This window comes from Bradyrhizobium sp. HKCCYLRH1034 (assembly GCF_051168375.1).
Classification (GTDB): domain Bacteria; phylum Pseudomonadota; class Alphaproteobacteria; order Rhizobiales; family Xanthobacteraceae; genus Bradyrhizobium.
Genome location: NZ_JBNPUW010000001.1, coordinates 615,420 through 638,615 on the forward strand (window position 1 = coordinate 615,420; position 23,196 = coordinate 638,615).

Below are 23,196 nucleotides of genomic sequence, written 5' to 3' on the forward strand. Positions count from 1 at the left end.
GTGACTGCGCCATCAAGGTGCTGCTGCCCGGGTTCGATGCGAAGCAGACGCCGGTGAGCCAGGTAAATGACGCGCGACCCGGTGACGGTCAAGCCGGACCATCCGCTGGACGGTTGCATGGCGATGATGGCTCAGCGCAGCTTTCGCCATCTGCCCGCATTGGACGCGGGCAAGGTCGTGGGCGTGATCTCGATCGGAGACGTCGTCAAGAACATCATCCGGGATCTGGAGCACAACGTGGACGGCCTGATGGGCTACATCATGAAAGACGGTCCCGGGGGCTGACGAACGAACCGCGATACCGTCACCCCCACGTAGGTGTGCTTCTGACCCGAAGCGCCCACCCGTCCATAGCGGACGGGCGCTTTACGCGACTGCGCCGTATCGCATTCTTGGTGATGAATTATCTTGCGTGTGATGACATCAGCTTATGAACGCGAGAATCCCCTTGCTGGCCGGCCTGTTCGTACTTCTATTGGCTTCGGCGTCTTTCTCATATGCGCAAACGGAAAGTGTCGGCGCTCAGGCAAGTGCGCTCGAAGCGTGGAAAAAGAAGATTGTCATACTGTTAGTTAGAAAGAGAACATTTCCGCCCGGGGCGGCCGGTCAAAGTGGCACGGCCAAGGTCAAGTTTGTCATCGATCGGCAGGGAAAACTGATTTCCAGAGAACTGGTGGAAAGCACCGGCTCCGCGTTACTCGATACGGCGGCCCTCAGTATGATTGAGCGAGCGGAGCCATTTCCGGAGCCGCCCGCAGAGTTGAGCGACGATAGCTTCGCCTTTACATTACCCATCAACTTTGCAGGCGGGAAGCAGTTGCCTTGGGCAGGCGGACATTGGCCTGCTGAGTGGGTCGACGAGCAGAAGAAGATTGACGCAAAAATTCGCGGCATCTGTCGTGGCTGCTAAGGCGTGACTGAAACTCACGCGCAACAACACTGAAGCTGCGCCATCCTGCAGCGCTTAGGTCGGCTGATGGCACTCGAAGATTGGAAGAAGATCATCGCGGCGTCCGTAGCGAACTTCTCAAGAAGCGCGGATTCCGAAAGAACGGGCTGCGCTTCTCGGCCGATCGCGGCGACGCGAAGCTCCTTGTCGAGTTCCAGAGCAGCCAAATGAGCGACAAGCCCCGCCTATTGATCACGATCAACCTGAGCATACGGCTTGGCAAATTGGACCGCGACCCGAGCATCTTCCCAGGTGATGGGCACTGGCGGAAGCGAATTGGTGAGTTTATGGACAAGCCGAGCGACTATTGGTGGACATGCCGAAATAGCGAGGACGCTGTTCAGGCGGGAAAGAGGATCGCGATGTTGCTTGAGACGGCCGCTCTGCCGGAGATGGAGCATCTCGCTTCTGCCGAGGCGCTGGCCGCCCTTTGGGCGTCAGGCCAGTCACCCGGCCTCACCCAAATGCAGAGGGACGGATACCTCGCGAAAGTGGCCGGCCAGCCAACCTGACCGGACCGATTCCTATTGCGCCGACAGATCGTGCCCCATATGGCGAAGAGCAAAATTTGAGCGCAAGGTCGGTTGTGGGCCTGTCCCGAACCCTGCAGGTCGCGCCAAGGATGTCCGCTCTCGGCCCTGGCTGCGTGAAAACGCGAAAGATCGAAACTCGGCTAGGATTACATTCTTCAGTTCGTTCTCTAAGTTCAATGCGCCTGCGCGTTCGACCGCGAAGACGGTCTTGAGCGAATAACTTGTTCTATCGCCGCGTAGCGTCCTGGCGTTTTCACACAGCCAAGACCCAAAGCGGACCTTCCGATCTCAACCGTTGTTAGGCAATCTCCGCACCCAGGTGCGGGCAAGCATGACTGGCTTGAAGCCCAGACGAGCGTACAGGTGCTTCGGCTGTTCGGTGGCCAGCGCCCCAAGAAAAATGGTGTGGCAACCACCGGCGCGCAGGCGCTCGGTGAATGCGGCTATGATGGCACTCGCGATGCCCCGACGCCGTGCAGATTGCAGGGTGAACAGATCCTCGATCATGCCGACGCCATTCGGCGCAGCAGCGTGGGCACCGTACGCGACCGGAACACCGTTCTGCTCCGCAATATGGAAATGGTAGGCGCCGCTCTTGGCGCGGTAGCCGGCCACGATGCCGGCACTGACCTCCGGCAGCACGTGAGTGTTGCTAGTGCGCCGCCCCTCGGCATGGTCGGCGAGGACGAGTTGTAGCAATATCTGCCAATCAGCATCGTTAGTGACAGGCCGCAACTCGACTGATGTATCCCGGTTGGCGACATCGCCTTGTAAGGCCATCTGGATGGTGACGGGACGTTCTTCGAAATCATCGAGGGCGAGGCGGGCGAGAAACGCATCGGGTGTGAAGCAATCAGTGTGGATCACGCGCCAAGGAGTGTGATTTAGATGTTGATCCATAGCCGCGAAAACCGCGTCGATCTCGGCGTCAGTCTGAGCGGTGACCTCGTCGGCATGATTAGAATCCCACACATCCGGGTGTGCTGGATCGGCCACGAGGTGGCAAGCCGGTCCCATGATCTGTGCGTTACCGAGCCGACGCTGCCACCGGTAAGCGTCGGCGATCCTCTGAGCCAAACCGGCGGTCATAATTTATGTCCTGAAATCGGATTGAATGTTCCGTCTAAGGCATTTGGCCTCGAAAGTCAGCAGTTGGCCCGTCACAGACCTTCCGCTGCTGGGCTGGAAGAGGGTCTGCTCTCCAGGCTCCACCGGGCGGAGGTGACCGGAGCGCCGGACTCCTTGTCGAGGAACCTTCAGCGTCCGTCGCCGAAGCGTGTCATCCACCGGCAACGGCTTCGCCCCGGTACCGGCTGATCGGGCGACATTTCCGATAAAAATAAATTTCTTGCGCTTTTACGGAAATCGTGATTGTCTATGCGTGTCCCGCCTCATGCAGAGGGGCGTTGCGCGCGATCGTCACGACACGCGAGGTGGGAAGCGATGGCCGCGAGAGATCGCAGCGTCTTCGGTAACGAGGGCGCGGACGAACGATCTGTCGTGGACGTGAAGTCGCAGCGTCCTGACACCCCGATGCTGGTGTCCCGCGCAATGCGCAAGCGTTGCCGCGAATGGTGGCCAACAAGCCCGGTGCACCAGGGAGACTGCGTATAAGCGTGAAGACCATCGCGCAGGGAATGCCGGCGTGTTTCGGCTTTGCCTGTGGTACCTGCCGCCTGCATTCTTTTCGCAGGCGGGCCATGGGTGAGGCCTTCACCCGGCATTCCCTGCGCCCTCTGCATGAGTTGCGAGGGACGGACTGATCGCAGGACTCGGGCGTGCTACGCCGCGAGAATGCGATGACATGTCCCTCATCCGTTGGCTGTTTGAAACGTAAAATCCCGCCAGACCTTCTGCTGTCGTCCCGGACAAGCCGGCAGCGTTCGCCGGGACGACCGCGGTGTTTATGGCTTTCGATATCTCACGACGCCTGCCGTGCCGCCGGCCTGCGCTCGACCGGGTGGATGTCGATGCCGCGCAGGCGGCCCAGCCGCAGCACGTCCATCGGCACGGTACGGCCGATGCGGTCGCGGTCGAGCACGCGGATCAGGTCGTCGACGCCGTTGATGTCGACGCCGTCGAGCTTGATCACGACGTCGCCCGGCAACAGGCCGGCGCGGGCCGCGGGCCCGTCCGGCTCGATCTGCATCAACAGCGCGCCCATCTTGTTCTCGACGCCGGCGAGCAACGCATGTCGCCGCGGCACCGGCGCGGTCTGCCCGGACACGCCGATATAGGCGCGGCGGACGTAGCCGTGGCGGATGATCTCCGACAGCACGAACTGCGCGGTGTTGCTGGCGACCGCAAAGCAGATGCCCTGCGCGCCCTGGATGATGGCGGTGTTGATGCCGATCACCTCGGCGGCCGACGACACCAGCGCCCCGCCGGAATTGCCTGGGTTGAGCGCCGCATCGGTCTGGATGACGTCCTCGATCATGCGACCCGAGACCGAGCGGATCGAGCGGCCGAGCGCCGAGACCACGCCAGCCGTCACCGTGGATTCGAAGCCGAGCGGATTGCCGATCGCGACCACGAGCTGGCCGCGGCGCAGGCTCTTGGAGTTGCCGAGCGCGGCGTAGCGCAGGTCGCGCGCGTGATTGGCGCGCAGCAAGCCGAGATCGGTGTCGGGATCGACGCCGAGCACCTGAGCGTCGGTGACGATGCCCTCGACGTCGCGCAGCCGGATGCTCTTGGAGGAGCCGACGACATGGCTGTTGGTCAGCACGAGACCGTCGGGCGAGATCACGATGCCCGAGCCGAGCCCGCCGCGCTCGGCGCGGGAGCCGGCGGTCGACCCAGCCCTGGGGCCGGTTTCGACGCGCACGACCGCAGGGCCGACCCGCTCGGTGACGTCGATGACGGCATTGGAATAGGCGTCCAGCAGCGCGCGGTCGTCGGCCGGCGCAGCATCAGACGCGCGCGCCGGCGACAGCGCATCGCCGGCGAGATCGGAGGTAAAGTCCAACATGGCAAGATTTCCTTCGCCCGGTCAGATGGGTAGCAGCCGCCCCCCGCGCAAGGTGGCGATCCGGCGGCGCCGTTCCGCGCCGTCCTTGGCGAGACTCACGCGCGCTGTGATAGGACTACGGCTGGGTATTTGATGAATCTGATTGCGGGAGGAAGCATGCGGCTGCGAGACCGGCTGTTGTCGTTGTGTGGGGCCATGGTGCTGGGAGCCGACATGACCGGCGCATCGTTGGCGGCGAGCGCCACGGTACGCAGCGGCGACACGATCCAGCTCGGCGACACGGTGTTCCGGCTCGACGGCATCGATGCGCCGGAGGTCGACCAGCTCTGCATCGACGATCACGCCGATTCCTGGAGCTGCGGCGTCGAGGCACGCGAGCAGCTTGGCAAGCTGATCGGCGGCCGCTCGGTGCGCTGCGACGATCTCGGCCCCGACAAGCCGCTCAAGACGCGCAGGATCGGCCTCTGCACCATCGACGGCGACAAGGTCAGCCTGAACCAACAGGTCGCGCGCGCGGGCTACGCCATGAGCGCGGATCCGGCGATCAAGTATCGCGCCAAGGACGATGTCGCCGCGGCCAAGGAGGCGGTGCGCGGGCTGTGGAAGGGATGTTTCGTCGCCCCAGCCGAGTTCCGCGCCGACAAGAAGGACGGCGCCCTGGTCGGCGCGGCCTGCCGCGCCGACCGCGACCGCGAGATCCGTGCGGTGCTGTTCCCGGACGCGCCGAGCGCGCCGCCGGGCTGCAGCATCAAGGGGAAGTTCGCGGTGCGCGCCCGCGTCACCGGCAACATCGGCATCTACCATCTGCAGGGCTGCCCGAGCTATCCGGCGACCACCGAGCCCGACCGCTGGTTCTGCTCGGAGGACGATGCACGCGCCGCCGGCTTCCGCCGTGCATTCAACTGCCGCGCGCCGAAGAAGTGAGATCGGACGGTCGACGAGCCGGCACGACGAAGCAATCGAGAGCTGTCGCGCGGCCCCTGGATTGCCGCAACGATGCTCAGTGCTGCATCTGCAGCAGCTGATCCATCGGCATCATGTTGTGGTTGAGGTTCGCCATGATCCACAGCGAGCCGCCGACGACGAGAAACACGATCAGCAGCCCGAAGGCCAGCGCCAGCACGTTGTTGGTGTTGTCGGGCCCGGTGGTGATGTGCAGGAAGAACACCAGGTGCACCCCCATCTGGGCGATCGCCAGGACGATGATCGCGACCGGGATCGACGGCTGCCAGACGAGGTCGGTGCCGGCGATGAAGAACGATGTCGCCGTCAGCAGGATCGCGAGACCGAGGCCCGCGACATAGAACAGGACGCGGGAACGCAGGCTGCCATGCTGCTGCTCGCCGGGCGCGAGATCGAATTCCGCGGGGGCTTGATCGGTCATGTCGCACTCCCGAGCAGATAGACCACGGAGAACACCGCGACCCAGATGATGTCGAGCGCGTGCCAGAACAGCGCGAAGCACAGGATGCGACGCTCGATGTCGGCGCGGAAGCCCTTGGCGACCACCTGCGCCATCATGGTCAGCAGCCACAGGATGCCAGCCGCGACGTGCAGGCCATGGCAGCCGACAAGAGTGAAGAACGCCGACAGGAAGGCGCTGCGGCTCGGCCCGTCGCCGCGGCCGACGAGGTCGACGAACTCTCGGACCTCGAGCAGCAGGAAGCCGGCGCCGAGCAGGCCGGTGACGGCCATCGCGACCTGGAACCAGAGCTGGTTGTGGCGCTCGGCGGCAATGCTCGCCATGCCGCAGGTGAAGCTCGACAGCAACAGCAAAGCGGTCTCGACCGCGACGTTGCGGACGTCGAACAGTTCGGCGCCGCCCGGACCGCCGGCGGTCGCACCCGACAGCACAGCGAAGCTCGCGAAGAAGCACGAGAACATCACGATGTCGGAGAGCAGGAATATCCAGAAGCCGAATCCGGTCACGATCCGTTTCGGCGCCGGCCCAGGATGCTCGGCGGCACGCAGTTGATGCGGATCGGCATAGGCAGGCGCCTGAGCGACGGTGGTCACCGACATCGGCCCACTCCCTTTGCGACGACTTCAGTGGGCATGCGCCGTTCCGCCTTCCGGCCGCGACTGGTTCTCGCTGAGCTGCGGTCCCGGCGCCGGAGGGATCTTCTGGCTGGCGATGTTGCCGAACAACTCGGGATCCGCGAGCCGGTAGGTCTTCGGGCGGGTCTCGACGGACTGCGCCGCGAGCTCCTTGTAGCCCGCCTCGTCGAGCACCTGGCCGCTCCTGGCAGCATTCGTCACCCAGTTGGCGAAGTCGGGCTGCGAGACGACGTTGGTGTCGAACATCATGTCGGGAAAACCGTCGCCGCTGAAATGCGAGGCCAAGCCCTTGTAGGTCCCGACATGATCTCCGCGCAGGTTCAGCCGCGTGACCATGCCGTTCATGGTGTAGATCATGCCGCCGAGCTGCGGGATGAAGAAGGCCGTCATGACGCTGCCGGATGTCAGCTCGAAGCGCAGTGGCGCGCCGATCGGGACGGTCAGGCTGTTGACGGTGGCGATGCGCTGGTCGGGATAGATGAACAGCCACTTCCAGTCGAGCGACACCGCCTGGATGCGGATCGGAAGCCCAGTGCCGTCGACGGGCTTGCCCGGGTCGAGCTGGTGCGAGCCGATCCAGGCGACGCCGCCGAGCAGGATGACGGTGAGCGCGGGGATCGACCACACCACGAGCTCGACCGCGCCCGAATAGGCGAACTCCGGCCGGTAGCGCGCCCTGGTGTTGGAGCTGCGGAACCAGAACGCGAAAGCGAGCACCGCGATCGATGTCGGCACGATGATCGCCAGCATGATGATGACGGAATCGATCAGGATCGTCTGCTCGGCGGCGGCGATCGGCCCTTGCGGATCGAAGATGTTCATACGCTCATCCGGCATTCATCCGCGCTCCCAACCCACACCGGGTCGAGAGGTTCCTGCGCCGCAAAGATCCGCTCAGCGGCTCACGCGCCAGATCGTGCTGTTGCCGTCTTCGGAGATGAGCAGGCTGCCGTCGCGCGCCACGGTGACGCCGACCGGCCGGCCCCAGACTTCGCGATCGTTGACGACGAATCCGGTGACGAAATCCTCGTATTCGCCGGTGGGCACGCCGTCCTTGAGCCTGACCCGGATCACCTTGTAGCCGGTGCGCTTGGACCGGTTCCACGAGCCGTGCTCGGCAGCGAAGGCATCGCCGCGATACTCCGGCGGAAACAGATTGCCGTCGTAGAATGTCAGACCGAGCGAGGCCGAATGCGGCTGCAGCAGCACGTCGGGCACGGTGATCCTGCCCTTCAGGTCGGGGCGCTCGCCGGCATGGCGCGGGTCGGGGTTGTCGCCGATGTAGTACCAGGGCCAGCCATAGAAGCCGCCCTCCTTCACCCGCGTGACATAATCCGGCACCAGATCGTCGCCGAGCCCGTCGCGTTCGTTGGTCGAGCACCACGGCGTTCCGGTCGCGGGCTGGATGGCGAGGCCGACGCAGTTGCGGATGCCGGTGGCGAACAGGCTGCGGTTCTTGCCGTCGGGATCGAACGCCAGCACGCCGGCACGGTCGGCCTCCCCGCCCCAGGCCGCGCCGAGCGGGTGCGCCTTGATCCAGGCACTGACTCCGCCGGCTGGCTCTCCCAGCGCTTCGCCGACATTGCCGGTGGAGCCGACCGACACCAGCATGCGCTTGTCGTCCCTGGTGAAGACGATATCGCGCGTCGAATGGCCGTAGCCGGCCGGCAGATCGGGCACGACGACCTGCAGCGGCCCCTGCGCCTTCATGTCGCCGGCCCGATAGGGAAAGCGCATGACGCGCTCGGTGCTCGCGACATAGATCCATTGCGGATCGCTGCTCGGGTAGAAGGCGATGCCGAAGGGATGGCCGAGACGGTCGGCGAAGATCTCGCTCGACGCGACCTTGCTGCCGTCCTCGCTCGGACGCAGCACGCGGACGCGCCCTGCCCGGGTCTCGGCAACGAAGATGTCGCCATTCGGCGCGGTGCGGAGGATGCGCGGCCCGCTCAGCCCCTCGGCGAACAGCGCGATCTTGAAACCGTCGATGACCCTCGGCACGGCGGAGGCCGGTCGTTGCATCACGCGGGAGACGTTGGCTGCGGACGCCGTCGCCCCCGGTTTGGGCAGGTCTTCGGGACGGATCAGCCTGATTGTGCCAGGTGCATCACCCTGCCAACTGCCGAACGCGTCCTTGCCTTTCAGCACAACAGGTTCGGCTGCGGCGGTGGTCGCCGCCAGCGCGCTCAAGGTCGCCACGACAGCCGTGCTGATCAGTCTCGTCATGCGGTCCTCACGCGTCTCGAACGGCCGGCAGTCTACCCCGGTCGAGGACCGGCGATCACGTGTCGCGGCGGCGGGACGCGATCACGACAGCGCCCCGAGCACGCCGCGCGTCGCCTGGTCGATCTCCTCGACATAGCGGCGGCGCGCGAAGGACTCGGTCAGGAAGCCGATCACCTTGCGGCTGTTCTCCGATTCCAGCACCGCCAGCTCTTCGGCGCCGGAATCGTCGAAGATCTTCATCGCCGTCTTGACGTTCATTTCGGGCAACAGCGCGACGTCGAAATATTTGGCGAGCTCGACCACCTGGATCTCGTCGGCGATGGAGTCCAATTCGCCCGAGAACAGATCGGGCAAGGAGACCAGCCCGCAATAATCGTCGCTGTTGTTCACCACCACCACGGCCTGGCGCGTGCCCAGCGCGAACTCGCGCCGGCAGGCCGCGATGCTGGTCGTGGTCGGCACCTTGGCGACGTCGGAGCGCATCAGCCGCTCGACCGTGAGGTTGCGCAGCCAGCCGACGTCATTGGCGCTGCGGATGGTCTCGCCGCGCAGATGCAGGCGCCAGGTCGAGAACGAGTGGCCGAACAGGACGCGGACGCACACCGACGTCACGATGCAAGCGCCCAGCACGACGGCCGTGACGTCGACGCTGCGGGTCATCTCCAGCACCAGGAACGACATCGTCAGCGGCCCGCCGACGATGGCGACACCGAGCGTCGCCATGCCGGTGAGCATCGCCACCAGCGGGTCGATCGCGAGCCCGAGGCCGGCCAGCGCGAGCAGTCCCGCAAACAGCTTGCCGAGCAGGCTGCCGACGAACAGCGAGGCGAAGAACAGACCGCCGCGGAAGCCCGAGGCCAGCGAGATCAGGCAGGCGGCGAGCTTGAGCACGATGATGGTGGCGATCATGCCGACCGCCATCTCGCGATGCAGGTCGAGCAGCATTGCGCCGTGGCCTGCCGCCAGCACCTGCGGCGTCACGATCGCCATGGCGCCGACACAGACCCCGCCGATCACCGGGCGCAGCCACACCGGAATGCGGACGAACAGCCGCTCGACCGCCGGCGAGGCACGCATCACCACGATGCCGATGCCGGCGACGAGGAGCGCCAGCACGAACAGCGCGATGTATTGCTCGAAGCCGACCGCGCCGACCTTGGCGACCTCCAGCGAATACGGCGCGCCGGCGAGATATTGCGAGGTCAGCGCACCCGCCAGCGAGGCCGCCAGGATCGGCGCCGCGCTGCCGACGGAGTAGACGCCGACGATCAGCTCATAGGCATAGAACGCCCCCGTGATCGGCGCGCCGAAAGCGGCCGCAATGGCGGCGGCCGCACCGCAGCCGAGGATGAGGCGCATATCGTTGCGGCGGAGCGTGAGATACTGCCCAAGCAGCGAGGCGACGCCGGCACCGATCTGGGTGTAGCCGGCCTCGAGCCCGACCGACGCGCCGGAGCCGTTGGAGACCAGGGTCTGGCCGCTCACCACGATGCTGTCGCGCATCGACAGCCGTCCGCCGCGCAGCGCATTGGCCTCGACAGGGTCGACCGCGGCCGCAATCTTCCAGCGCCGCCGCAGCCATTCCATGATGCCGAGCGCAAGGCCGCCGCAGGCGGGCGCGATCAGGGCGACGGCCGGGTTGACCGAGGTATGAGCGCTGAGCCGGACATCGATCGGAATGCCGTAGATGACCACATGCGCGACCTGCGCGATCAGGCTCATCACCGTCACGATCGCACCCGTCGCAACGCCGATCACCAGCGCCAGCGGTATCAGGTAGAACTCGTTGCTGCGCAGCAGGGCCCGCAGCCGCGTGACCACCCGGTTCGAAGCCTTGCGATCGATGATATGCGACAGCGTCGACAGCACGGAGAGCCATTTCTTCTACGATGAGGCCTCGCCGTGGCAATAACCTGTCGCAACTAGCGGAACAAGCGCGAATTCCTGTCCGATCGAAACGTGGTTGACTGGTCCGGAAAGTGGAACCGCCGCGGCTCGCGCGATCCTGCGCCTCGACTGCGCGGCACCGCCGAGGTCACAAGCGGCCCAGGTGCAAAACAACGGCGCCCGCCACGGGAGACTCCGCAACGGGCGCGCGCAACTCAAATCGAGGAGATGTCCCGTTCAGATCCGCTCGATGATGATCGCGGGTGCCATGCCACCGGCCGCGCACATCGTGACCAGGCCGCGCTTGAGATCGCGCCGCTCGAGCTCGTCGAGCAGCGTCCCGATCAGGATGGAACCGGTGGCGCCGATCGGATGTCCCAGCGCGATCGAGCCGCCGTTCACATTGACCTTGGCGCGGTCGAGCTCGAGGTCGCGGATATACTTCTCGGCGACGACGGCGAACGCCTCGTTGATCTCGAACAGGTCGATGTCATCAAGCTTGAGCCCGGCCTTGGCCAGCACCTTGCGCGTCGCCGGCACCGGGGCGTTCAGCATCAGGGTCGGGTCGTCGCCCATATTGGCCATCGCCACGACGCGTGCCCGCGGCTTCAGGCCATGGGCCTTGGCATAGGACGGCGACGCCAGCAGGATCGCCGCCGCACCGTCGACCACGCCCGAGGAGTTGCCGGCGTGATGCACGAATTCGATCTCGAGGCCGGGATAGCGCTGCAGGATCAGGTTGCGATACGTCGTGCCCTTCTCGTCCAGCGCGTAGTCGGCGATCGCCGGAAACGCCGGCGTCAGCGCGGCCAGCGCCTCGGCCGTGGTCTGCGGCCGGGGGTATTCCTCGTGGTCGAGCGCGACGCTGCCGTCCTCGCGATGCACCGGCACCAGACTCTTCTTGAAATGGCCGGCAGCGATCGCAGCCGCCGCGCGCTTCTGGCTCTCCAGCCCGAGCGCGTCGACGTCGGCGCGGGTGATGCCTTCCATGGTGGCGATGGCATCGGCGCAGACGCCCTGATGCGACTGCGGATGCAGCGCGCGCAGATGCAGATTGCCGGCATCCATCATCAGCGGCCCCTCGCCGCGCCGGCCTTCCATCGACATCATCTCGCAGCCGCCGGCGACGACGAGGTCCTCCTGCCCAGCCATGATCGAGGCCGCGGCGATGTTGACGCTGGTGATGCCGGAGCCGCAGAAGCGATCGAGCGTGACGCCGGAGGCACGGATGTCGTAGCCGGCATCGAGCGCCGACATGCGGCCGAGGTCTCCGCTCTGCGGCCCGCGCTGCGACGAGCAGCCCCAGATGATGTCATCGACATCGCCGGTATTGATGCCGGTGCGGTCGGCCAGCGCACGCAGCACGGTGGCACCGAGATGCTGCGGGTGCAGCCCGGCGAGCGCGCCCTTGCCGGCCTTGCCAATACCGCGCGGCGTTCTGCAGGCATCGATGATGAGCGCGTCGACCATGGTGTTTCCTTTGCCCGATGTTGTTGTGCGCTGACCGCGCGCGGCGTCTCGGCGGCCGCACGCCTCTCTTTGCTGTCGCATAGCACTGCGCATGCGGTCTTCACAACGGCGCTTGAAGCTGCCGGCGCATGACCAGAACGCACGCCATGGCTTTGACACAACTCACCTTTCCGTCGCACGAACAATTGCGCGGATCGGCGCGCTCGGGCTGCCTTCTCGCAGACTGGTTGAAGAGCAGCCCATCTCGCCCAGGCGCGCTGCAACGCAGCTCGAACGGAGGGTCTCGGCAACGTTGGCAGTTGGACTGCAGAGCATTGTCCAACCAAGCGAACTGACCGTTCACCCAATGCTTCTTGTCATGCTGCAGAGGCTGCAAGATCCTCGATCAGGAACGACTGGGATCACAGCGATCCGCCGGCTCGGGAGCCGGAACCCCCATGATCACGACGCCACGTTGAGAGGTCGCCCGACCTCTCCTTCGTGGCGTGACGATAGCAAACACGAACGATGCCGGAGCCTGGCGGGCAGCGCCTGCCTGTGACCGCGGCCATCCCGAGGAGGACGCTCTGATGTTGAGACGAGACCTGCTGGCCACCATGGCCGGACTGGGAGCGGCGAGCGTGCTCGGAGGCCCTGCCCTCTCCGCCGACGAGGCCAAGATCCCCAGCATCGCCGGCCCGGATCCGGCACCGAAGACCCCGAGCTTCAGGGCGCCACCGGGCAGCGTCGATACCCACACCCACATCTTCGGGCCGGCCGCGACCTATCCATTCTCGCCCACTCGCCCCTACACGCCGCCCGACGCATCGCTGGAGATGTTCCAGGCGCTGCACGCCAAGATCGGCGTCGAGCGCGCCGTCATCGTCAACGCCACCGTCCACGGCACCGACAATCGGGTCGTGACCGATGCGATCGCGCAGAGCAACGGCAACTACAAGGGCGTCGCCAACATCAACGCGGCGATGTCCGATGCCGACCTCGCGGCGCTCGGCAAGGCCGGCATCTGCGCCTGCCGGTTCGCCTTCCTCCGCCGCCTCGGCGGCGTCGGCGACATGAACGTCTTCCGCACCCTGGTGGACCGCGTCGCGGCGATCGGCTGGCACGTTGACGTTTATCTCGAGGCCGGGACGATCCAGGAATTCGTGCCGATCCTGAAGGCGCTGCCGGTCACCTATGTGATCGACCACATGGGCACGATCAGCGCCGCCAAGGGGATCGACGATGCCGGGTTCAAGGCGCTGCTCGACCTGCAGGCGAGCGACGACAAGTGCTGGATCAAGATCACCGGTCCCGAGCGCGCTTCGGCCTCCGGCCCCCCGTTCCACGACGCGGTCCCGTTCGCCCGCAAGCTGATCGACAACGCGCCGGATCGCGTCATCTGGGGCACCGACTGGCCGCATCCGAACGTCAAGATCATGCCCAATGACGGCGATCTGGTCGATCTGATCCCACTCTACGCCCCGGATCCGGCCATGCAGCGAAAGCTGCTTGTCAGCAATCCCGAACGGCTGTTCAAGTTCGAGCCCAAGAGCTGAGTCACCGCCAGCTGCGAATTCGCCCCTTCAGCGACAGGACCGATCATGACCACCACGACCCTCACCGCCGACAGCAAGGCAGGCGCCCGCCGCGGCTGGTGGAAGGAGCTTTGGGTCCAGGTCATGATCGCGATGGCAGCGGGCATCCTGCTCGGTGCCATCAAGCCGGATCTGGGCGCCCAGATGCAGCCGCTCGGCGACGCCTTCATCAAGGCGATCCGGATGCTGATCGCGCCGATCATCTTCTGCACGGTGGTCAACGGCATTGCCCACATGGCCGACATGGCCAAGGTCGGCCGCGTCGCGATCAAGGCGCTGATCTATTTCGAGGCCGTCACGACGCTGGCGCTGATCATCGGCTTGACCGCGGTGAACCTGTTTCAGCCCGGCGTCGGCATGAACGTCGACCCGGCGACGATCAACTCCGCGACGATCGAGCCCTATGTCAAGCAGACCGCTGCGGTCGGCTTCGTGCCGTTCCTGCTCAACATCATCCCGCAGACCTTCGTTGGCGCCTTTGCCGAGGGCAATATCCTGCAGGTGCTGTTCATCTCGGTCATGTGCGGCTTTGCACTGATCTGGCTCGGCGACCGCGCCAAGCCGGTGACGGACGTGATCGATGTCGCCGGCCGGATGATCTTCGGTGTCGTTCGGATCGTGATGTGGGCAGCGCCGCTGGGCGCCTTCGGCGCCATCGCCTTCACCGTCGGCAAGTTCGGCCTGGGCTCGCTGGCGAAGCTCGGCCTGCTGCTCGGCAGCTTCTATCTCACGTGCCTGATCTTCATCGCCGCCGTGCTCGGTCCGATTGCCGCCTTCACCGGCTTCAGCCTGTGGAAGCTGATCCGCTACATCAGGGACGAGGTGCTGGTCTGCATCGCCACCACGTCATCGGAGACCGTGCTGCCGCGCATGCTGGCGAAACTCGAAGCCGCTGGCTGCGAACGCAGCATCGTCGGTCTCGTCATCCCCACCGGCTATTCGTTCAATCTCGACGGCACCTGCCTCTACCTCGCGACCGCCGCGGTGTTTCTGGCGCAGGCGACCAACACGCATCTCGACATCAGCCACCAGATCGGGCTGCTGCTGATCCTGCTGGTGACGTCGAAGGGCGCGGCCGGCATCGCGGGCGCCGCCTTCGTCGTGCTGGCCGCCACGCTCGCCGCGACCGGTACGATTCCGGTCGCCAGCGTCGCGCTGGTGCTCGGCATCCATCGCCTGATGTCGCAGGGGCTGACGCCGACCAACCTGATAGGCAATGCAGTCGCCACCATCGTCATCGCGAAGTGGGAGAACGGCTTGGACGCGACATGCCTGCGCGAGGTGCTCGATGGCCGCAAGACGGCATCTGATACAAATTGACATCATCCCAGCAGTCCTGAAACGACCTCTGCCGCATTGATGCCGATCAAACGGCGCATGACCTAAAATTAATAGTTATCTCCTTCGTCTCGCTGCTGCGCTCAGCTAATGAAGCGCGGCGGACGACAGGTTGATATCCCGGCGTCGTCCAGCGAGAACGATCAGAAACGTTCACGGAGCAGACGCCTGCGGACAACGGTCCCGCATGATACCGCGTGCGAGACGATCAATCGGAGACGATCATGAACAAGCAGCTTCTGCTCAAACTTCACCGTTGGATCAGCCTCGTCTTTGCGCTGCCATTGCTTGTCATCATCGTGACCGGGCTGATCCTCTCCTTCGAGCCGATGGCGCAGGTCGCCGCCGTGAAGCCGCAAAGCGTCGATCCGGCGCGCGTGGTCGCGCTGATCAAGCAATACGATCCCGACGGCAAGGCACGCGGTCTGTCGATCGACGCCTCCACGCAGCAGCTGACCTTGCAGGGGGCGCCGGGCGCCGAGGTCGACATGACAACCGGTGCCGCCGTCGAAAAGCCGGCGATGCCCAGCGTCTTCTCGTGGGCGCGCAGGACCCACGAGCATCTGATCGGAATCCCCGGCCTCACCCTGATCTCGACCATCGCCATGATCAGCATCATGATCATCGGCATTCTGATGGGACTGCCGCGGCTGCGCAACACGCTGTCCGGCTGGCACAAGGGCACGGCCTGGTTCACGCTGCCGCTGATTTTGCTCAGCCCGCTCACCGGACTCTGCCTCGAGCTCGGCCTGACCTTCGCAGGCGGCACTCCTCCTGCCGCAGCCAAGCGCGTCTCGCTGCCTGACGCCGTCAGCATCGTCGCCAAGGACCACGACCTGTCGTCGGTGAACTCGATCGGCAATCGCGGCGGACGGATGATGGCGCGCATCATCGAGGGCGATGAGCTCAGGGCCTATGCCGTCACGTCCGACGGGCTCTCCGCGTTGCCGCGCAACTGGCCGCGCCTGCTGCATGAAGGCAACTGGTCTCTGATCGGCAGCGCGGCCAACGTTCTGATCTCGGTCGCGCTGTTCGCGCTGCTGGTCACTGGCCTGCTGATCTGGACGCAACGCCGGCTGCGGCGCCCGAGCCGCGTGCGCGACGTGCCGGCGAAGCCGGTGGTCGCATCCTCGATGCCATCCTGACCAGCGCTACGTTGCAGACGCCGGCTCGCACCGCGGGCCGGCTTCCAGCGCGATCTGCACGCGCTGCTTCGCTCGGGCCTGCCCTGGACAATGTGGGCGCGACGGCGCTTCTTCGATCATTGTGAGAAACGACGTAGCTGCCCGCCACCGCGGGAAGGGCAGCGGCGCGTTCTCGGCGTTCGTCTCGGAGCTGTCATGCCCGCGTCCCGATGCAGACGAGCGCCGGCGCCGCGCAGCGGTGCGCGAGACGTGAAGCTGTGAGCAAGCTCGCTTTGTCATCAACGTGACTTGACTAGGCCGGAACCGCCACGCATCGTCGGCGACAGAAAACGAAACGGTTTAGTTTTATGTCCGATGATGTCAAAATGTTTCATGCCTGTTTGGGGCTGGTCCCGAGATGCAGCGCGCTGCCCTTGCGGCTCGGCCTCCTCGGCTGCAGCATGCTGCTCGCGTCCTGCGCCGTCGGTCCGGACTTCATGTCTCCCGACGCGCCGGCCGCAACCGGTTATGTGGCCGAACGTCGGCTCGCCGCGACCGCCGGCGCCTCGACACCGGGCGGCAATGTGCAGAGCTTCGCGCCCGGAGGCGATCTGCCCGGCACTTGGTGGGCGCTGTTTCATTCCCGGCAGATCAACGCCTTCGTCGAGGAGGCGATTCGCAACCACCCGGACATCGAAGCCGCACAATTGGCGCTGCGTGCTGCGCGCGAGAACGCGCTATCGCAGCAGGGCGCGCTGTTTCCGCAGCTGAGCGCGAGCGGCTCGGCCGAGCGTACGCAGGCCTCCAGCACGCAGCAGGGACAATGGCCTGGTCAGACCTCGCTGTACACGCTCTATGGCACGTCGGTGAGCGTCAGCTACGCGCTCGACCTATGGGGCGGCACGCGTCGCCAGGTGGAGGCGCTGCAGGCGCAGGCCGACTACCAGGCCTTCAAGATGGAAGCGACGTATCTGTCGCTGACCGCCAATGTCGTCACCGCCGCGATCAGCGACGCCTCGTTGCGCGATCAGATTGCCGCGACGGAGGAGATCATCAAGGCGGAGACCGACCAGCTTGGCCGGATCCAACACCAGTTTGACGTCGGCGCCATCTCCAAATCCGACGTGCTGGCGCAGGAAGCAACGCTGGCGCAGGCCAAGGCGACCTTGGCGCCGCTGCAGAAGCAACTCGCACAGCAGCGCAATCAACTGATGGCCTATCTCGGCCGGCTGCCGAGCCAGGATCGCGGCGAGCATGTGACCCTCGCGGAGCTGCGGCTGCCGCGCAAACTGCCGATGTCACTGCCCTCCTCGCTCGTCCGGCAGCGTCCCGACATCCGGCAGGCCGAGGCCACGCTGCACCAGGCCACAGCGACGGTCGGCGTCGGCGTCGCCAATCTGCTGCCGCAGGTGACGCTGTCGGGCAGCTACGGCGCAAGCGGACCGGGCCGGCTGTTCTCGCCGACGACCATCGTGTGGGATGCGGCCTCGAGCGTCAGCCAGAAGCTGCTCGACGGCGGCACGCTGTATCACACCAAGGAGGCGGACGTCGCCACCTTCGAGCAGGATCTGTCGCTCTACAAGAGCACCGTCATCACGGCGTTCCAGAATGTCGCGGATTCGCTGCGCGCCATCCAGTACGACGCCGAGGCGCTGAAGGCCCAGGCCGCCGCCGAGAAGGCCACCGCCGACAGTCTCGCCATGGCGGTCGAGCAGTTCAGGAGCGGCGCGGTGCCCTACGCCAACGTCATCAACGCGCAGCAATCCTATCTCAACGCACGCGTCTCCCGCATCAAGTCGCAGGCCACGCGCTTCACCGACACCGCGGCGCTGTTCCAGGCGCTCGGCGGCGGCTGGTGGAATCGCCAGGACGAGACCCCGGCGGCGCTGCCGCGTGCCAATCCCGGTTATTTCGCCGGTCCCAATCGTACGACCCAGGAAGCAATGTAATGAAGAAACGCATGACGATCATGCTGGCCGCCATGGCGGTGCTGTTCGGCGGCCTCTACGGCTTTCAGACATTCAAGGGCATCATGATCGCCAAGGCGATCGGCGCCATGGCCAACCCGCCGCAGACGATCTCGACGGTCGTTGCGGCGACCGCAGCATGGCGCTCCAACCTCACCGCGGTCGGTTCGCTGCGCGCCGTCAACGGCGCCGATCTGGCGCTGCAGGCCGCAGGCATCGTGCAGGGCATCCAGTTCAATTCGGGCGACACCGTCGAAGCCGGCCAGCAATTGCTGCAGCTGGTCGCGACCGATGACGTCGCCAAGCTGCAGTCGCTGCAGGCGACTGCAGAGAACTATGCCATCGTCGTCAAGCGTGACGAGGAGCAGATCAAGTTCAACGCGGTCAGCCAGGCCACGCTCGACAGCGACCGCGCCAATCTGAAGAACGCGCAGGCTCTCGTGACGCAGCAGAAGGCGATCGTCGAGCAGAAGACCCTGAAGGCGCCCTTCGCCGGCCGGCTCGGCATCCGCGCCGTCGATCTCGGGCAGTATCTCGGCGCCGGCACCACCATCGTCACCCTGCAGAGCCTCGATCCGATCTTCGTCGATTTCTACCTGCCGCAGCAGTCGCTCGCCGACATTCGGATCGGCCAGGACGTCGGAATCGCCGTCGACGCCTATCCCGGCGAACGCTTCACCGGTCAGATCTCCGCGATCAACGCCAAGGTCGATTCGACGAGCCGCAACGTCCAGATTCGCGCCACCCTGCACAACGATGCGACGCGGTTGCTGCCGGGCATGTTCGCCAAGGTCGAGATCGCGACCGGCAAGCCCGAACAGCTCGTCACGCTGCCGCTGACAGCGATCGTCAGCAATCCCTATGGCGATCTCGTCTACGTGGTCGACGATCTCAAGGACGGCGAGGGCAAGGCGCGGCAGACGTTCGTGAAGAGCAAGCCGGCCAAGGGCGACCGGATCGCGATCACCGACGGCATCAAGCCGGGCGAGACGGTGGTGATCGCGGGACAGATCAAGCTGCGCAACGGCAGCCCGGTGAGAATCGACAATTCGCACGTGCCGGTCGCGGAAGCCGCGCCGGATGTCGTCGACCAATAATCCGGCCAGCCCGCACCATCAGAGTCATCACCATGCGTTTCACAGACATCTTCATCCGCCGGCCGGTGCTGGCGCTCGTGGTCAGCGCCCTTATTCTCGTGCTCGGCCTGCGTTCGATGACGACGCTCGCCATCCTGCAATATCCGCGCACGCAGAACGCGATCGTCACGGTGAGCACGGCCTATGCCGGCGCCGATAGCGACATCATCGCCGGCTTCATCACCACGCCGCTGGAAAATGCGATCGCCCAGGCCAACGGCATCGACTACATGACGTCGACCAGCGTCACCGGCAGCAGCACCATCACCGTGAACCTGCGGCTCAACTACGATTCCGGCAAGGCGATGACCGAGATCAACGCCAAGGTGAACTCGGTGCTGAACCAGCTGCCGACAGGCACGCAGCAGCCGACCCTGACCTTGAAGGTCGGGCAGACCATCGACTCGATGTATATCGGCTTCGCCAGCGACGTGCTGGCGCCGAACCAGATCACCGACTACCTCACCCGCGTGGTACAGCCGAAGCTGCAGGCGGTCTCCGGGGTGCAGACCGCCGAACTGCTCGGCGCCAAGAAATTCGCGCTGCGCGCCTGGCTCGACCCCGACAAGCTTGCGGCCTATGGCCTGACGGCAACCGACGTGTCGACGGCACTGTCGGGCAACGACTACATCTCCGGGCTCGGTACCACCAAGGGCCGCCTCGTGCAGGTCGATCTCGCCGCCGCGACCAACCTGCATTCGCTGGAGCAATACCGCAATCTCGTCGTCAAGCAGGTCAATGGCGCCATCATCCGCCTGCGCGATGTCGCCAATGTCACGCTCGGCAATGACGACTACGACAGCGCGACGCGCTTCAACGGCAAGACCGCGGTCTACATCGGCATCCAGGTGGCGCCAACGGCGAACCTGCTCGACGTCATCAACGGCGTGAAGGTCGTTTATCCGGAGCTGCAGCGACAGCTGCCGAACGGCATCACCAGCGAGATCCTGTACGACTCCACCGATTTCGTGAACTCGTCCATCGACGAGGTGATCCATACGCTGGTGGAGGCGATCGGGATCGTAATTGTCGTCGTCTTCATGTTCCTGGGATCGTGGCGCTCGGTGCTGATCCCGGTGATCGCCATTCCGCTGTCGCTGATCGGCACCTTCGGCCTGATGCTGCTGATGGGCTTCTCCATCAACCTGCTGACCTTGCTGGCGCTGGTGCTCGCGATCGGCCTGGTCGTCGACGACGCCATCATCGTCGTCGAGAGCGTGCACCGCCTGATCGACGAGGGTGTGCCGCCGGTCGAGGCTGCCATCCAGTCGGCGCGCGCGCTGGCGAGCCCGATCATCGCGATGACCGTGGTGCTGATCGCGGTCTACGTGCCCGTCGGCTTCCAGGGCGGCCTCACCGGCGCCCTGTTCACCGAATTCGCCTTCACGCTCGCCGGCGCCGTCACCGTCTCGGCGGTGATCGCGCTGACGCTTTCGCCGATGAACTGCGCCTGGCTGCTGCGCCGGACCGAGCGCGACGCCACCACGGTCGAGGCGCGGCTGGTGCGTGCGATCGACCACGTGCTCGAACGGCTCGCACAGGGCTATCGCCGCGGGCTCGAAAGCGTGTTCGCGACCAAGCCGGTGGTCGTGGTGTTCGCGCTGCTGCTGCTGGCGATGATCCCCTGGCTCTATGTCAGCTCCACCAGCGAGCTCGCGCCGGACGAGGACCAGGGCATCGTGCTGTCGCTGACGAATTCGGCGCCCTCGGCCACGCTCGAGCAGCGCCAGTTCTACGGCCAGCAGCTGTACGGCCTGATTGCCCAGCGGCCGGAGACGCGCACCGTGTTCCAGATCGACACCTCGACGCAGGTGATCGGCGGCTGGGTGCTCAAGCCCTGGGATCAGCGCAAGGCGACGACCAAGACCCTGCAGCCGGAATTCCAGCAGCTCCTGAACGGCATCGCCGGCGCCCGCTCGGTGGCGTTCCAGCCCTCGCCGCTGCCGGGCAGCAACGGCCTGCCGGTCCAGTTCGTGATCGGCACCACCGGCGCGTTCGGCGAGCTCAACGACGTGTCGCGCGATTTCATGGCCAAGGCGCTGGCGAGCGGCCGATTCATCTTCCTCGACAGCGATCTGAAGATCGACAAGCCGCAGACCACAGTGGTGTTCGATCGCGACAAGGCCGCCGATCTCGGCCTCAAGATGAGCGATCTCGGCGGCGCGCTCGCGACCATGCTGGGCGGCAATTATCTCGACTATTTCAGCCTGGAGGGCCGCTCCTACAAGGTGATCCCCCAGGTCCGGCAGAACGACCGCCTCACCGACAGTCAGTTGCTCGACTATTCGATCCGCACCAGCGGCAATGCCATGGTGCCGCTGTCGACCGTGGCCCGGCTCGAGCACAAGACAATCCCTGAGTCGCTCAATCACTTCCAGCAGATCAACGCGGCGACCATCTCCGGCGTGGCGATGCCGGGTATCGCGATGGGCGACGCGCTCGCCACCTTGAAGGAGATCGCGAAGTCGCTGCCATCGGGTTACTCGATCGACTATGGCGGCGCGTCGCGACAGCTCGAGCAGGAATCCGGCGGCTTCGTCACCACCTTCGTGTTCGCGCTGATCATCATCTTCCTGGCGCTCGCCGCCTTGTTCAACAGCTTCGTCGATCCGATCATCATCCTGGTGTCGGTGCCGATGTCGCTGGCGGGCGCGCTGATCTTCATCAGCCTCGGCATCGGCGGCGCCAGCATCAACATCTACACCCAGGTCGGCTTGGTCACCCTGATGGGCCTCGTCAGCAAGCACGGCATCCTGATGGTCGAGGTCGCGAACGAGCTGCGCGAACAGGGCAAGGACCGCACCGAGGCGATCATCGAAGCGGCGACCGTCCGGCTGCGGCCGATCCTGATGACCACGGCGGCGATGGTGCTCGGCGTGATCCCGCTGATCACCGCGAGCGGCGCCGGCGCGGTGTCCCGCTTCAACATGGGGCTCGTGATCGCGACCGGACTCGCGATCGGCACCCTGTTCACGCTGTTCGTGGTCCCCGTCGCCTATGCGCTGATTGCGCATCGCGGCACGGCGCACGAGGTCGCGGGTCGCGTGACCGAGGCAATCCCATAAATCGCGTGAAATATACGCGTTATTTGCAGATTCGGAAACGTGCATCGGTCACGGTTGACAAACGAAACATATAAACGATATATCGTTCGTACGAAACGGAGATCATATCGTATGAGACATCATCATTGGACATTTGGCCCCTCCCGCAGAGACGACGACAACCAGGAGCGCGGCTGGGGACATCGCGGACGTCATGGACGGCGTGGCTTCGACGAAGCCTGCGAGGAGATGCGCATGGGCGGGCGCGGCGGCGGGGTCGGCCCGCGGGCGGCCGGCCTGTTCGAGCGTGGCCGCCGCGGCGGTCGCGAGGAGTTCGGGCGTGGCGGCGGCGGCCGCTTCTTCGGTCCCGGCGATCTGCGCAGCCTGCTGCTGTGGCTGATCGGTGAGAAGCCGCGCCATGGCTATGAGCTGATCAAGGCGGTCGAACAGTTGGTCGGCGGGGCGTACTCGCCGAGCCCGGGCTCGGTCTATCCGATCCTCAATCTGCTCGAGGACATGGGCCAGATCGAAGCGGCATCGGCCGAGGGCGGCAAGAAGCTGTTCGCGATCACCGACGCCGGCCGTCAGGCGCTGAAAGAGGATGAAGCCGCCATCGATGGCCTGCTGAGCCGGCTGCGCATCATGGCCCGCACCATGGGCGGCATGCGCCCGCCGGAGCCGGTGCTGCAGAGCGTGCAGACGCTAAAGATGGCGCTCAAGATGCACCGGCAGGGCTGGAGCGACGCGGAAGCGAAGCGTGTCAGCGACATCCTCACCCGCGCCATCGCCGATATCCAGGGCGACGAGGGCACCGCGAGCTGACATCAACATCAGCCAGGAGCGGAGCCGTGGCAACCGGAATTGATATCCGTGCTCGCGCCGCCCAGACGCTGCGCTCCCTCTCAACCGTTCTTCACGGCGA

General features: G+C 65.4%; 19 protein-coding genes. 11 read left to right on the forward strand and 8 right to left on the reverse strand.

Annotation, left to right across the window (positions count from 1 at the left end):
• The first annotated feature begins 66 nt into the window (after positions 1–66).
• The 3 genes from ACQR0W_RS02755 (at position 67) to ACQR0W_RS02765 (ending at position 1,461) form a co-directional block, all read left to right on the forward strand.
• Positions 67–285 carry a CBS domain-containing protein gene (locus ACQR0W_RS02755; protein WP_315754236.1) on the forward strand — a complete coding sequence of 73 codons (219 nt, stop codon included), beginning with the start codon at positions 67–69 and terminating at the stop codon, positions 283–285.
• 163 nt (positions 286–448) lie between these two features.
• Entirely contained in the window at positions 449–910 is a 462-nt protein-coding gene (locus ACQR0W_RS02760; protein WP_316170635.1) for an energy transducer TonB family protein, read from the forward strand.
• Positions 911–990: 80 nt separating this feature from the next.
• The gene (locus ACQR0W_RS02765; RefSeq protein ID WP_316170636.1) at positions 991–1,461 is read left to right on the forward strand and encodes a DUF4304 domain-containing protein; all 471 of its coding nucleotides are present in this window, start codon (positions 991–993) and stop codon (positions 1,459–1,461) included.
• 309 nt (positions 1,462–1,770) lie between these two features.
• Here the strand turns inward: ACQR0W_RS02765 and ACQR0W_RS02770 are convergent, their stop codons facing one another.
• Together ACQR0W_RS02770 and ACQR0W_RS02775 are read right to left on the reverse strand one after the other, a co-directional pair.
• Positions 1,771–2,571, reverse strand: coding sequence for a GNAT family N-acetyltransferase (locus ACQR0W_RS02770; RefSeq protein WP_316170637.1), 801 nt, complete (start codon positions 2,569–2,571; stop codon positions 1,771–1,773).
• A gap of 832 nt (positions 2,572–3,403) precedes the next feature.
• Positions 3,404–4,450 carry a S1C family serine protease gene (locus ACQR0W_RS02775; RefSeq protein ID WP_316170638.1) on the reverse strand — a complete coding sequence of 349 codons (1,047 nt, stop codon included), beginning with the start codon at positions 4,448–4,450 and terminating at the stop codon, positions 3,404–3,406.
• 156 nt (positions 4,451–4,606) lie between these two features.
• On the opposite strand from ACQR0W_RS02775, the gene ACQR0W_RS02780 reads away from it, so the two are divergent.
• A complete protein-coding gene (locus tag ACQR0W_RS02780) occupies positions 4,607–5,374 on the forward strand; it encodes a thermonuclease family protein (RefSeq protein ID WP_409998655.1) in 768 nt (255 codons plus the stop codon).
• Between the two features lie 76 nt (positions 5,375–5,450).
• Here ACQR0W_RS02780 and cyoD read toward each other — a convergent pair whose 3' ends face one another.
• The 6 genes from cyoD to ACQR0W_RS02810 all read right to left on the reverse strand — a co-directional run bounded on the left by cyoD (position 5,451) and on the right by ACQR0W_RS02810 (position 12,091).
• Entirely contained in the window at positions 5,451–5,834 is a 384-nt protein-coding gene (gene cyoD, locus ACQR0W_RS02785) for a cytochrome o ubiquinol oxidase subunit IV (RefSeq protein ID WP_315715673.1), read from the reverse strand.
• Complete coding sequence (gene cyoC / locus ACQR0W_RS02790) at positions 5,831–6,472, reverse strand: cytochrome o ubiquinol oxidase subunit III (RefSeq protein ID WP_315715672.1); 642 nt, start codon at positions 6,470–6,472, stop codon at positions 5,831–5,833. The genes cyoD and cyoC overlap by 4 nt, the downstream gene beginning before the upstream one ends.
• Before the next feature lie 24 nt (positions 6,473–6,496).
• Positions 6,497–7,330, reverse strand: coding sequence for a COX aromatic rich motif-containing protein (locus tag ACQR0W_RS02795; protein ID WP_315715809.1), 834 nt, complete (start codon positions 7,328–7,330; stop codon positions 6,497–6,499).
• Positions 7,331–7,402: 72 nt separating this feature from the next.
• Positions 7,403–8,734, reverse strand: a complete 1,332-nt coding sequence (locus tag ACQR0W_RS02800; protein ID WP_316170639.1) for a PQQ-dependent sugar dehydrogenase — start codon at positions 8,732–8,734, stop codon at positions 7,403–7,405.
• A gap of 81 nt (positions 8,735–8,815) precedes the next feature.
• Positions 8,816–10,603 (reverse strand): chloride channel protein, encoded by a 1,788-nt coding sequence (locus ACQR0W_RS02805; protein ID WP_315826439.1) that lies wholly within the window; start codon positions 10,601–10,603, stop codon positions 8,816–8,818.
• Positions 10,604–10,858: 255 nt separating this feature from the next.
• Positions 10,859–12,091: an acetyl-CoA C-acetyltransferase gene (locus ACQR0W_RS02810; protein ID WP_316170640.1), complete on the reverse strand. Its 1,233-nt coding sequence runs from the start codon at positions 12,089–12,091 to the stop codon at positions 10,859–10,861.
• Between the two features lie 569 nt (positions 12,092–12,660).
• On the opposite strand from ACQR0W_RS02810, the gene ACQR0W_RS02815 reads away from it, so the two are divergent.
• The 7 genes from ACQR0W_RS02815 (at position 12,661) to ACQR0W_RS02845 (ending at position 23,096) form a co-directional block, all read left to right on the forward strand.
• Positions 12,661–13,626: an amidohydrolase family protein gene (locus tag ACQR0W_RS02815; RefSeq protein WP_315715668.1), complete on the forward strand. Its 966-nt coding sequence runs from the start codon at positions 12,661–12,663 to the stop codon at positions 13,624–13,626.
• Between the two features lie 45 nt (positions 13,627–13,671).
• Positions 13,672–14,985 carry a C4-dicarboxylate transporter DctA gene (dctA, locus tag ACQR0W_RS02820; protein ID WP_315715667.1) on the forward strand — a complete coding sequence of 438 codons (1,314 nt, stop codon included), beginning with the start codon at positions 13,672–13,674 and terminating at the stop codon, positions 14,983–14,985.
• 242 nt (positions 14,986–15,227) lie between these two features.
• On the forward strand, positions 15,228–16,148 hold the full coding sequence (locus ACQR0W_RS02825) for a PepSY-associated TM helix domain-containing protein (RefSeq protein ID WP_316170641.1): 921 nt from the start codon (positions 15,228–15,230) through the stop codon (positions 16,146–16,148).
• A 365-nt stretch (positions 16,149–16,513) separates the two neighbouring features.
• Positions 16,514–18,076, forward strand: coding sequence for an efflux transporter outer membrane subunit (locus ACQR0W_RS02830; protein ID WP_316170642.1), 1,563 nt, complete (start codon positions 16,514–16,516; stop codon positions 18,074–18,076).
• Positions 18,076–19,191 (forward strand): efflux RND transporter periplasmic adaptor subunit, encoded by a 1,116-nt coding sequence (locus ACQR0W_RS02835; protein ID WP_316170643.1) that lies wholly within the window; start codon positions 18,076–18,078, stop codon positions 19,189–19,191. The genes ACQR0W_RS02830 and ACQR0W_RS02835 overlap by 1 nt, the downstream gene beginning before the upstream one ends.
• A 32-nt stretch (positions 19,192–19,223) precedes the next feature.
• Positions 19,224–22,295 (forward strand): efflux RND transporter permease subunit, encoded by a 3,072-nt coding sequence (locus ACQR0W_RS02840; RefSeq protein WP_316170644.1) that lies wholly within the window; start codon positions 19,224–19,226, stop codon positions 22,293–22,295.
• Between the two features lie 111 nt (positions 22,296–22,406).
• Positions 22,407–23,096: a PadR family transcriptional regulator gene (locus ACQR0W_RS02845; protein ID WP_316170645.1), complete on the forward strand. Its 690-nt coding sequence runs from the start codon at positions 22,407–22,409 to the stop codon at positions 23,094–23,096.
• The last annotated feature ends 100 nt before the right edge of the window (positions 23,097–23,196 follow it).